11 protein-coding genes are annotated in these 11102 nt (G+C 69.0%); 2 read left to right on the top strand and 9 right to left on the bottom strand.

The features are described 5' to 3' along the window. Positions 1 to 8 precede the first annotated feature (8 nt). Both AB0N82_RS10350 and AB0N82_RS10345 read left to right on the top strand, forming a co-directional pair. Positions 9 to 1475, top strand: coding sequence for a polysaccharide deacetylase family protein (locus AB0N82_RS10350; RefSeq protein ID WP_363391275.1), 1467 nt, complete (start codon positions 9 to 11; stop codon positions 1473 to 1475). After that, positions 1472 to 2221 carry a hypothetical protein gene (locus AB0N82_RS10345; protein WP_363391272.1) on the top strand — a complete coding sequence of 250 codons (750 nt, stop codon included), beginning with the start codon at positions 1472 to 1474 and terminating at the stop codon, positions 2219 to 2221. The genes AB0N82_RS10350 and AB0N82_RS10345 overlap by 4 nt, the downstream gene beginning before the upstream one ends. A gap of 164 nt (positions 2222 to 2385) precedes the next feature. On the opposite strand, the gene AB0N82_RS10340 is transcribed toward AB0N82_RS10345, so the two are convergent. From AB0N82_RS10340 to uvrC, 9 genes are all read right to left on the bottom strand, one after another. Next, positions 2386 to 2739 carry an RNA polymerase-binding protein RbpA gene (locus AB0N82_RS10340; protein ID WP_055955187.1) on the bottom strand — a complete coding sequence of 118 codons (354 nt, stop codon included), beginning with the start codon at positions 2737 to 2739 and terminating at the stop codon, positions 2386 to 2388. 1 nt (position 2740) lies between these two features. Continuing rightward, complete coding sequence (gene secG, locus AB0N82_RS10335; protein ID WP_315995869.1) at positions 2741 to 2989, bottom strand: preprotein translocase subunit SecG; 249 nt, start codon at positions 2987 to 2989, stop codon at positions 2741 to 2743. A 114-nt stretch (positions 2990 to 3103) separates the two neighbouring features. Then, entirely contained in the window at positions 3104 to 3895 is a 792-nt protein-coding gene (gene tpiA, locus AB0N82_RS10330) for a triose-phosphate isomerase (RefSeq protein WP_363391268.1), read from the bottom strand. After that, on the bottom strand, positions 3883 to 5100 hold the full coding sequence (locus tag AB0N82_RS10325; RefSeq protein ID WP_315995871.1) for a phosphoglycerate kinase: 1218 nt from the start codon (positions 5098 to 5100) through the stop codon (positions 3883 to 3885). Before AB0N82_RS10325 ends, tpiA begins: the two co-directional genes overlap by 13 nt. Before the next feature lie 6 nt (positions 5101 to 5106). Continuing rightward, positions 5107 to 6117, bottom strand: a complete 1011-nt coding sequence (gene gap / locus AB0N82_RS10320) for a type I glyceraldehyde-3-phosphate dehydrogenase (protein WP_076675342.1) — start codon at positions 6115 to 6117, stop codon at positions 5107 to 5109. Positions 6118 to 6218: 101 nt separating this feature from the next. Beyond that, positions 6219 to 6845, bottom strand: a complete 627-nt coding sequence (locus tag AB0N82_RS10315; RefSeq protein WP_315995872.1) for a superoxide dismutase — start codon at positions 6843 to 6845, stop codon at positions 6219 to 6221. Positions 6846 to 7219: 374 nt separating this feature from the next. Continuing rightward, positions 7220 to 8197: a DNA-binding protein WhiA gene (gene whiA / locus AB0N82_RS10310; protein ID WP_315995873.1), complete on the bottom strand. Its 978-nt coding sequence runs from the start codon at positions 8195 to 8197 to the stop codon at positions 7220 to 7222. A 40-nt stretch (positions 8198 to 8237) separates the two neighbouring features. Next, positions 8238 to 9116, bottom strand: coding sequence for an RNase adapter RapZ (gene rapZ / locus AB0N82_RS10305; RefSeq protein WP_136585809.1), 879 nt, complete (start codon positions 9114 to 9116; stop codon positions 8238 to 8240). A gap of 29 nt (positions 9117 to 9145) precedes the next feature. After that, positions 9146 to 11101: an excinuclease ABC subunit UvrC gene (gene uvrC, locus AB0N82_RS10300; protein WP_363391262.1), complete on the bottom strand. Its 1956-nt coding sequence runs from the start codon at positions 11099 to 11101 to the stop codon at positions 9146 to 9148. Position 11102: the final 1 nt, after the last annotated feature.

Here is an 11102-nt window from a genome sequence, read left to right as displayed (position 1 = left end):
CAGAGCCCATGCTCCGACGAGACCTCCGGATCGAACGCCGACGCCCGCCCACGCTCGCGCCCCCGAGATGGCGGCGCGTCCTCGCCGTCGTCTCGGCCTTCGCGGTGGTGGCGGGAGCCTCGGTCGCGCTCGCGCCCCCGCCCGCCGAAGCGGCGACCCGCACCGTGGTCAGCCTCACCTTCGACGACGCCAACGCCGACCAGCTGAACGCACTGCCCGCCCTGCAGGCCAACGCGATGAAGGCGACCTTCTACGTCCCGTCCGGCTACATCGGCGCTGCCGGGCACATGACGCGCGCCGACCTCACGAAGCTCAAGAACGCCGGTCACGAGATCGGCGGGCACACCGTCAACCACCCCGACCTCGCCGACGTGAGCGTCGACGAGGCGACCCGGCAGATCTGCCTGGACCGCAAGAACCTCACCTCGTGGGGTTTCACGGTCAAGAGCTTCGCCTACCCCTTCGCCTCGAGCACGCCCGACGTCGAGAAGGCGGTCGCCACATGCGGATACAACAGCGGTCGCCTGCTCGGCGACATCAAGAGCCGCTTCGGCTGCCCCGACTGCGCCTACGCCGAGAAGACGCCTCCGCCCGATCCGTTCGCCCTCGCCGCGCTCGATCAGGTCGATGCCACCTGGACGCTCGCCGACCTGAAGCAGGGCGTGACCAACGCCGAGAAGAACGGCGGCGGGTGGGTGCAGTACACGTTCCACGACGTGTGCGACGACGCCTGCAGCGACCTCGCCGTGACGACGTCGACCTTCAGCCAGTTCCTGTCGTGGCTGAAGACCCGGCAGTCCGCCGGCACGGTCGTGAAGACCATCGGAAGCGTCATCGGCGGGACCACGAAGCCCGTCGTCGACGGTCCCGCCGTGCCGGCGGCCACCGGCTCGACGAACGGCATCGTCAACCCCGGCATGGAGACGGGCGCCCCCGACTGCTGGATGCGAGGGGGCTACGGCACCAACACGCCCTCCTTCAGCACGGGCTCCCCCGCGCACACCGGCAACATCGCCAGCGGCATCTCGATGACGGGGTACGTCGACGGCGACGCCAAGCTCCTGCCGCAGTTCGACCTCGGCCAGTGCTCGCCGACGGTGACCCCCGGACGGACGTACACGCTGCGTGAGTGGTATCAGGCGAGCGGGCCGACGCAGTTCGCCGTCTACCTCCGGTCGGCGAGCGGGTCCTGGTCGTACTGGACATCGAGCCCCTGGTTCGCCGCGGCCGATGCCTGGACCGAAGCCGACTGGACCACGGCTCCCATCCCGTCGGGATACACCGGCATCAGCTTCGCGCTGAACATCTTCGGCAACGGCACGCTGCGCACCGACGACCTCGGCCTCTACGACAGTTCCAGTGCCCCGCCGCTGACCGTCATGAGCGCCACGGCCCCGATCGACACGTCAGCACCGTCGACGCCACAGGGTCCGCTCGAGGTGTTCCGTCCGACGGAGAGCGACGTCACCGGATGACACCCCGCTCGCGCTCGACGGCGGCGATCGCCCTCGCGGTGGTCGCCGTCGTCGGCGCGACCGGCTGCGCGCCCACGCTCGCGCCGCTGCCCGACACCGGCTATCCCTGGCACACCGGGATCGTCTCGACGACCTTCTGGGTCGGCGAGGTCTTCGACCCCCAGGCCTCCGACGGCAGTCAGCGCATCTCGACGTACGATTCCGACTGGCTCACCTCGTACGGCGGGTGCGACGGCGTCGTCGACGGTGACGACTGCCGCACCGAGACCCGCACCGCCGACAACGGTTACTTCCCCACCCGCATGACGCCGCGGCAGAACCCGTTCTACCTCGATCTCCCCTTCGACGACGTCAACGACGACAAGGGGTTCGCGATGCGCGGTCAGGTCATCCCCTGGGCCGACCGATCGCCCTACGCCACGGTCGTCGACGACCGCCGCGCGAGCCTGATGAAGAACCGCTGGGTCGTCCTTCGCAAGGGCGACCGCCTCTGCTACGGGCAGATCCAGGATGCCGGACCCGGCGAATACCGCGACAGCGCCTACGTCTTCGGCTCCGACGACCGCCGACCCGCCAACGAGCGCTACAACGGAGCGGGCCTCGATGTCTCTCCCGCCCTCAACGGCTGTCTCGGCTACGCGGAGCTCGACGGCGACGGCGACCGCGTCGACTGGGCGTTCATCGATGACGCCGACGTCCCGCCCGGCCCGTGGACCACGATCGTCACGGACTCCCCCGTCCGCTGAGCGGACGCCGTGCGGCACGCGTACGCCCCGTGAGGCCTCGCCGAGAAAGGCGACCGGTCCGGGGACGGCGTGCGAAGACGACGTCCGTTCCCGGACGCCGTGAACGCGGAAGGGCCGGATGCCATGGCATCCGGCCCTTCCGTGGAAAGCGAGGCGAAGCGGGCTTACTGTCCGCGACGCTCGCGCAGCTGCTGCAGGGCGTCGTCGAGGAGCGAAGCGGCCTCTTCGTCGCTGCGGCGCTCCTTCACGTAGGCGAGGTGCGTCTTGTAGGGCTCCGCCTTGGCCAGTGCCGGGGGGTTCGCCTTGTCGCGACCCGCGGGGAGGCCCGAGTGAGGCGAGTCGATCGTCTCGGGGATCTCGTCGTCGGGGATGCCCGCCGCGAAGTAGCGAACGGTCTCGTTGCCGAGGGCGTCCCAGTACGACACGGCGACGCGGTCGGCGTGGAAGCCGTGGTCCTGTTCTCCCATGGGGCCCGCGCCGACGCGCGAGCCACGGATGGCATTGCCGCCAGTGGCCATGTCAGATCTCCGCGAATTTGGTCAGCAGACCGAGACCGACGATGGTGATGAACCACACCAGCGCGAGCACGATCGTGAAACGGTTGAGGTTGCGTTCAGCCAGGCCCGACGAACCGAGGGCGGAGCTCATGCCGCCGCCGAACATGTCGGACAGACCGCCGCCGCGACCCTTGTGGAGCAGGATGAGCAGGGTCAGCAGGAGGCTGGTGACGCCCAGAAGCACCTGCAGGACGAACTCGAGAATCTGCACTGTCGAAAGCCTTTCGCGAGCGGACGGGACGACCGCACAAGCGTCAAGTATACGGGGACGCGTCTCAGACGCACGGATGCCCGCGGCGTGCTGCCGCGGGCATCCGGAGGGGCGTCAGACGCCGACGTGCTTCTGGAAGCGGATGATCGCCGCGAACTCGTCGACGACGAGGCTCGCACCGCCCACCAGCGCGCCGTCCACGTCGGGCTCGCGCATGAACCCGGCGATGTTGCCGGACTTGACCGAGCCGCCGTAGAGCAGGCGGGTGCGCGCGGCCGCATCGGCACCGAGCTTGTCGGCGACGACGGCACGCAGCTTGGCGCAGACCTCCTGGGCCTGGTCGGGCGTCGCCGCCTGGCCGGAGCCGATGGCCCAGACCGGCTCGTACGCCACGACGATGTCGGCGTCCGCCGACACACCCTCGAGTGCGACCTCGAGCTGCCCGACCGGAACGGCGCTGGCGCCGAACTTCTCGAGGTCCTCCGAGGTCTCGCCCACGCAGATCACGGGCACGAGACCGTGACGGAGTGCCGCCTGGGTCTTGGCCGCGACGACCTCGTCGGTCTCGTGGTGGAACTGGCGTCGCTCGGAGTGACCGATGATCACATAGGTCGCGTCGAGCTTCGCCAGGAACTGGCCCGAGATCTCACCGGTGTAGGCACCGGAGTCGTGCGCGGACAAATCCTGACCGCCGAGCGCGAACTCGATCTTGTCGGCACCGAGGAGCGTCTGCACGGTGCGCAGGTCGGTGTACGGCGGGAACACCGCGACCTCGACGCTGCCGTTCTCGTGCTTGGCCTCTTTCAAGGTCCAGTGCAGCTTCTGCACGAATGCGACCGCCTGCAGGTGGTCGAGATTCATCTTCCAGTTGCCCGCGATGAGGGGGGTTCTGTTCACTGTTGCCATCCGAGGACCTCCAGTCCGGGGAGCTTCTTGCCTTCGAGGAACTCCAGGCTGGCGCCTCCGCCGGTGGAGATGTGACCGAATCGGTCGTCGGAGAAACCGAGCTGACGCACGGCCGCCGCGGAGTCGCCGCCGCCGACGACGCTGAGGCCGTCGACCTCGGTGAGCGCCTGGGCGACGGTCTTGGTGCCGGCTTCGAACGCCTTCATCTCGAACACGCCCATCGGGCCGTTCCAGAAGACGGTCCGCGAGCCCCGAATCGCGTCGGCGAAGATCTCCGCCGTGCGCGGCCCGATGTCGAGACCGAGACCGGAGGCGCCGAAGGCGGTGTCCTCCAGGGCGTCGGCATCGGCGACCACGTGCTCGGCATCCGCCGAGAACGACGCCGCCACGACCGCGTCGACCGGCAGCACGATCTCGACGCCGCGCTCCTTCGCCGTGGCGAGATAGCCCTTCACGGTGTCGATCTGGTCCTGCTCGAGCAGGCTCGATCCGACCTTGTGCCCCTCGGCGACGAGGAACGTGAACATCATGCCGCCGCCGACGAGGAGTTTGTCCACGCGGGGCAGCAGGTGCTCGATGACGCCGAGCTTGTCGCTCACCTTCGATCCGCCGAGCACGACCGTGTACGGACGCTCGGGGTTCTCGGTGAGGCGGTCGAGGACCTCGAGCTCCTTCTGGATGAGCAGGCCCGCGGCCGAGGGCACCAACTGGGCGAGGTCGTAGACGCTCGCCTGCTTGCGGTGCACGACGCCGAAGCCGTCCGACACGAGGGCATCGCCGAGACCGGCGAGCTCGCGAGCGAACGCCTGACGCTCGGACTCGTCCTTCGAGGTCTCCCCCGCGTTGAAGCGGAGGTTCTCGATGACCGCGACCTCTCCGTCCTCGAGCGAGGCGACGGCATCCTGAGCCGACTCGCCGACCGTGTCGCGCGCGAACGCGACCGGCTGGCCGAGCAGCTCGGACAGGCGCTGCGCGACCGGCTCGAGCGAGTACTTCGGGTCGGGCGCCCCGTCGGGGCGGCCCAGGTGCGAGCACACGACCACGCGCGCGCCGGCGTTGATCAGTGCATTGAGGGTCGGCAGCGACGCGCGCACGCGGCCATCGTCCGTGATGACGCCGTCCTTGAGGGGGACGTTCAGATCACAACGGACGATGACGCGCGTGCCGGCGAGCGACCCCAGCGAATCGAGGGTGCGCAGAGCCATGGAGGGTCAGAGACGCTCGGCGACGTACTCGGTCAGGTCGACGAGACGGTTCGAGTAGCCCCACTCGTTGTCGTACCACGACGACACCTTGACGAGGTTGCCGCTGACGTTGGTCAGCTCCGCGTCGAAGATCGACGAGTGCGGGTTGCCCTGGATGTCGCTCGAGACGATCGGGTCCTCGGTGTACTGCAGGATCCCGTTGAGGCGCCCCTCGGCGGCGGCCTTCTTGTAGACCTCGTTGACCTGGTCGACGGTCAGACCCTCGGTGGGGGTGACGATCGTGAGGTCGACGATGGAGCCGGTGGGAACCGGAACGCGGTACGACGAGCCGCTCAGCTTGCCGTTCAGCTCGGGCAGGACGAGGCCGATGGCCTTCGCGGCGCCGGTGGAGGCGGGGACGATGTTGATCGCCGCACCGCGGGCACGACGCAGGTCGCTGTGCGGGCCGTCCTGCAGGTTCTGGTCGGCCGTGTAGGCGTGAGCGGTCATCATGAAGCCGCGCTCGATGCCGAAGGCGTCGTTGAACACCTTCGCGAGGGGCGCGAGGCAGTTCGTGGTGCACGACGCGTTCGAGATGATGACGTCGGTCTCAGGGTTGTACGTCTCTTCGTTCACGCCCATGACGATGGTGGCGTCGTCACCCGTGGCGGGAGCCGAGATGAGCACCTTCTTGGCGCCACCGGCGACGTGCTTCTTGGCGTCTTCGGCCTTGGTGAAACGGCCGGTCGACTCGATGACGATGTCGACGCCCAGCTCGCCCCAGGGGAGGTTGGCGGGGTCGCGCTCTTCGAAGACCTTGATGGTCTTGTCGCCGACGGTGATGGAGTCTTCGGTGTACGAGACGTCCTCGGACAGCACGCCGCCCACGGAGTCGTACTTGAGGAGGTGCGCGAGGGTCTTGTTGTCGGTGAGGTCGTTCACCGCCACGATTTCGAGGTCGGCACCCTGCGCGAGAGCCGCGCGGAGGTAGTTGCGTCCGATACGGCCGAAGCCGTTGATTCCGATCTTGACGGTCACGGAATATCTCCTGAATCAGTTGTGCGCGATGAGCGCGTGATTGCGGTTTCGCTGGCGGACAACGGCGTCCCGGTGGGTGTCCCACCGGGACGCCGCACCGTTTACGACAGTACCAGCAGACCCGCGGTCTTCTCGCGGGCGGCGGCGAAGCGCTCCTGCGCATCGGCCCAGTTGGCGATGTTCCAGAAGGCCTTCACGTAGTCGGCGCGCACGTTCTTGTAGTCGAGGTAGTACGCGTGCTCCCAGACGTCGAGAAGCAGCAGCGGAACGGTACCGGCAACGATCTGACCCTGCTGGTCGAAGAACTGCTGGATGACGAGGTTCTCCCCGATCGAGTCCCAGAACAGGCCGGCCCAGCCCGAGCCCTGCACGCCGAGGGCGGCGGCGGTGAACTGCGCGCGGAAGGCGTCGAACGAGCCGAACTGGTCGTCGATGGCCGACTCGAGGTCGCCGGTGGGCTTGTCGCCACCGTTGGGCGAGAGGTTCGTCCAGAAGATCGAGTGGTTGGTGTGACCGCCGAGGTTGAACGCGAGGTCCTTCTGCAGGCGGTTGATGTTGGCGAACTCGCCCTTCTCGCGCGCTTCGGCGAGGAGGTCGAGGGTGGTGTTGGCGCCGTTGACGTAGGTCTGGTGGTGCTTGCTGTGGTGCAGCTCCATGATCGTCGCACTGATGTGCGGCTCCAGCGCCGAGTAGTCGTAGGGCAGTTCGGGCAGCGTGTACTTCGCCATGTTCTCTACTTCCGAATCGGGCGCCGCCGAAACCTCTCCGCCAAGACGACGAGCTGAGGGATCGCGCAGCGAGGGTGACGTCTTCATCCTATTGAGGGCCAACGCGCAACCCACAGGGTTGCTTCCCCGCGCGACGAAAGGTAGCGGCCCGGGCGCGTCGTCGGGCGTCGGGGACCCCCGGACCGGTGGCACGTCGGCGCACCCGAGCCGGCGCGGACTCGGTCCGGGCGGGCTCGGCCCGGGCGGGCTCCCCTCGCGCGGGCCGGATCGGGATGCCCGGGGGGTCGGGGCAGCCGGAGAGGCGAGGGGCTCGGCCGCACACCCTGCGCGATCGGATCACGGATGCCGGGAACGCGGCATCCGGAAGAGATCCGTCAGTCGTCGGCGCCGACGGGGACCGCGGCCTCGGTCCCGGGGATGCCCTCGGTCTCGGCCTTCTTGTCGGCCATCGCGAGCAGACGGCGGATACGCCCGGCGACGGCGTCCTTGGTCAGCGGCGGATCAGCGTGATGGCCGAGCTCGTCCAGGCTCGCGTCGCGGTGAGCCAGACGCAGCTCGCCCGCCTGCTGCAGGTGGTCGGGGACCTCGTCGCCGAGGATCTCGAGGGCGCGCTCGACGCGCGCGCACGCGGCGACGGCGGCCTGGGCCGATCGGCGGAGGTTCGCGTCGTCGAAGTTGACGAGACGGTTCACGCCGGCGCGCACCTCGCGGCGCTGGCGCATCTGATCCCACTCCCCCGCGGTGCGGCGGGCACCCATCTCGTAGAGGGCGCCGCGGATGGCCTCCCCGTCGCGCACGACGACGCGGGGGACGCCGCGCACCTCACGGGCCTTGGCCGGGATGCCGATGCGGTGACCCGCGCCGACGAGGGCCATCGCCGCCTCGGACGAGGGGCAGGAGATCTCGAGTGCAGCCGACCGGCCGGGATCGCTCAGCGTGCCGCTCGCGAGGAACGCGCCGCGCCAGATGGCGCTGAGGTCGGGGCGCGAGCCGGTCGTGAGCTTGTTGGGCAGACCGCGAACGGGGCGACGTCGCTGGTCGAGCAGCCCCGTCTGACGCGCGAGCGTCTCACCCGCCTCGATCACGCGCACGGCGAAGAGACCGCCGCTGCGACCGCCGGAGCCCTGCACGTGGTGCAGTTCGGGGCGCACGCCGTACAGCTCCATCAGGTCGCGGGCGACGCGACGCGCGAGGATGTCGGAGTCCAACTCGGCCTCGACGGCGACGCGATTGGCGATGGAGTGCAGACCACCGGAGAAGCGCAGGAGGGCCGTGAGCTCGGCGACGCGCGCGGTCGGGCGCGGGTCGCGGACGGTGATGAGCTCGGCCTTCACGTCGGCGGTCAGGGGCACGATTCTCCTCGGGTGGGGGCGGCGGGGACGACGTTACAGCCTACTCGCGACCGAGGTCGCGGTGAGCCACGCGGACGGCCACACCCGGAACATCGGCCAGACGTGCAGCGAGCTCGCGCGCCATCACCACCGATCTGTGCTTACCCCCCGTGCACCCCACGGCGACCACGGAATGCCGCTTGTTCTCGCGCTGATATCCCTCGAGGACGGGCCGCAGCGCGGCCGAATACGCGTCCAGGAACGCCGAGGCGCCCTCCTGCCCCAGCACGTATTCCCGCACGCGGGGGTCTTCGCCGGTCAACGGACGCAGCTCGTCGTTCCAGAACGGGTTCGGCAGGAAGCGCATGTCGGCCACGAGGTCGACGTCGGGCGGCAGCCCGTACTTGAAGCCGAAACTCATCAGGGTGATCGTGTGACGGGCCGCCCCTTCCTCGCCGAACAGCGCGACCGTACGCAACGACAGCTGGTGGACGTTCAGGCTCGACGTGTCGATGACCACGTCGGCGGCCTCGCGAACCGGAGCCAGGCGCTCGCGCTCCCGGCGGATGCCATCGAGGATCGTGCCGTCGCCCTGCAGTGGGTGCGGCCGTCGCACCGCCTCGAAGCGGCGCACCAGCACCGCATCGGAGGCGTCGAGGAAGACCACGCGCACCTGGCGTCCGGCCTGCAGCGTCCGCATCGCCTCGGGAAGATCGCCGAACAACGAGCGTCCGCGCACGTCGACCACGACCGCCACGCGGGGGACGGCGCCACCGGCGAGTTCGGTGAGTTCGAGCAGAGGGCGCAGCATGCGCGGCGGCAGATTGTCGACCACGTACCAGTCGAGGTCTTCGAGCGCGTTCGCCACCGTGGAGCGGCCGGCGCCCGACATGCCCGTGACGATCAGCACCTCACCTGGCTCGTCGCGTGCCGGTTCCATGGTGATCGCCTCCCGTCCTCGTCCTCAGCCTATCGAGCCAGATGCGTGTGGATCGCCTCTGCCAGGGTCGGCCCGATACCGGGCAGCACCGTCATCTCGTCTGGGCTGGCGTTCTTGAGCGCCGACACCGAGCCGAAGTGGCGCAGCAGAGCCTTGATGCGGGCATCACCGAGACCCGGCACCTCCGACAGCACGCTGGTGATGTCACGCTTCCGACGTTTGCGCTGGTGCACGATGGCGAAACGGTGGGCCTCGTCGCGCAGTCGCTGCAGCAGGTAGAGCGCCTCCGAGGTGCGGGGCAGGATGACGGGGTACTCCTCACCCGGCAGCCACACCTCCTCGAGGCGCTTGGCGATGCCGCAGAGGGCGATCTCCTCGTGACCCGCGTCGGCCAGCGCCCGCGCCGCGGCGGCCACCTGCGGCTGTCCGCCGTCGACCACGAGCAGCTGCGGGCGGTACGCGAAGCGCGGACGCTTGCGGGCGGTGACCACGTCGCCGTCGCTCGTGGCCTCCTCCGACTCGGGGGCGGCGACGATCGCGCCGTTCACCGTCTCGGGTTCGATCTCGTCGGGACGGTCGAGGTAGGCCAGACGACGCGTGAGCACCTGGTACATCGAGTCGGTGTCGTCGGTGGTCTCGGCGACGCCGAAGGAACGGTACTGGTCTTTTCGCGGGAGCCCGTCCTCGAACACGACCATGGATGCCACGACGTTGGTGCCCGCGAGGTGCGAGACGTCGAAGCACTCGATGCGCAGCGGCGCCTCGCTCATCCCGAGCGCTTCCTGCAGGTCGGTGAGGGCCTGCGATCGGGCGACGTAATCGCTCGTGCGGCGGGTCTTGTGCAGCATGAGCGCCTGCTGGGCGTTGAGGGTCGCGGTCTTGAGCAGATCGGCCTTGCGCCCGCGCTGCGCGATCTGCAGCGTCACCGGCCGGCCCCGTCGCTCGCGCAGCCAGTCCTCCAGCTGCTCGGCGTCATCGGGCAGCTCGGGCACGAGCACCTGGCGGGGGATGTCCGACGCATCCGCGTCGCCGTAGGTGCGCTGCAGCACCTGGTCGACGAGCTCCGCTCCGGAGATGTCGATCTCCTTCTCGATCGTCGTCGCGCGCACACCGCGCACGCGGCCTCCGCGCACGACGAAATGCTGCACGGTCGCGGCGAGTTCGTCTTCAGCGATGCCGAAGAGGTCGGCATCCGTGTCGGGAGCCAGAACGAGCGCGCTCTTGCCCAGCACCGCGTCGATCGCTTGCAGACGGTCGCGGTAGTGGGCGGCCGACTCGTAGTCCATCGCCGCCGACGCCTCTTTCATGCGCGCCGTCAGCTCGCGCGTGAAGCGCTGATCGCCGCCCGACATGAAGGAGATGAAGTCGTTCACGACGGCGCGATGCTCCTCGACGGTCACCTTCATCGAGCACGGTCCGCCGCAGCGGCCGATCTGCCCCGGGAAGCAGGGGCGACCCGAGGCCATCGCCTTCTTGTACGACGAGTCGCTGCACGTGCGGATCGGGAAGACCTTGATCATCAGGTCGATGGTGTCGTGCACCGCCCACACCTTCGGGTACGGCCCGAAGTATTTTGCCCCGCGGATCTTGTGATTGCGGGTGACGATGACGCGCGGCGCCTCATCCGCGAGGGTGATGGCCATGAACGGGTAGGACTTGTCGTCGCGGTAGCGCACATTGAAGGGCGGATCGAACTCCTTGATCCACATGTACTCGAGCTGCAGCGAATCCACGTCGCTGGGCACGACCGTCCACTCCACACTGGCCGCCGTGGTGACCATGCGGCGGGTGCGCTCGTGCAGCGAGTACAGCGGCGCGAAGTAGTTCGACAGTCGCGCGCGGAGGTTCTTCGCCTTACCGACGTACAGCACGCGCCCGTCGGCGTCCCGGAACCGGTAGACCCCGGGATTGGTCGGGATCTCCCCCGCCTTCGGGCGATAGGGCAGCTGCGACATCCGCTCCCGGGATGCAGGTGCAGGGGCCATG

It is taken from the genome of Microbacterium sp. NPDC089186 (genome assembly GCF_040685115.1).
Taxonomy (GTDB): Bacteria; Actinomycetota; Actinomycetes; order Actinomycetales; family Microbacteriaceae; genus Microbacterium; species Microbacterium galbum.
The sequence above is the reverse complement of the archived record's forward strand: the minus strand, read 5'-3'. Positions and strand labels throughout refer to the sequence as shown.

Coding starts and splice junctions, on each gene's coding strand:
- AB0N82_RS10350 (WP_363391275.1), top strand. CDS start 9: ATGCTCCGACGAGACCTCCGGATCGAACGCCGACGCCCGCCCACGCTC.
- AB0N82_RS10345 (WP_363391272.1), top strand. CDS start 1,472: ATGACACCCCGCTCGCGCTCGACGGCGGCGATCGCCCTCGCGGTGGTC.
- AB0N82_RS10340 (WP_055955187.1), bottom strand. CDS start 2,739: ATGGCCACTGGCGGCAATGCCATCCGTGGCTCGCGCGTCGGCGCGGGC.
- tpiA (WP_363391268.1), bottom strand. CDS start 3,895: ATGGCAACAGTGAACAGAACCCCCCTCATCGCGGGCAACTGGAAGATG.
- AB0N82_RS10325 (WP_315995871.1), bottom strand. CDS start 5,100: ATGGCTCTGCGCACCCTCGATTCGCTGGGGTCGCTCGCCGGCACGCGC.
- AB0N82_RS10315 (WP_315995872.1), bottom strand. CDS start 6,845: ATGGCGAAGTACACGCTGCCCGAACTGCCCTACGACTACTCGGCGCTG.
- rapZ (WP_136585809.1), bottom strand. CDS start 9,116: ATGGAACCGGCACGCGACGAGCCAGGTGAGGTGCTGATCGTCACGGGC.
- uvrC (WP_363391262.1), bottom strand. CDS start 11,101: ATGGCCCCTGCACCTGCATCCCGGGAGCGGATGTCGCAGCTGCCCTAT.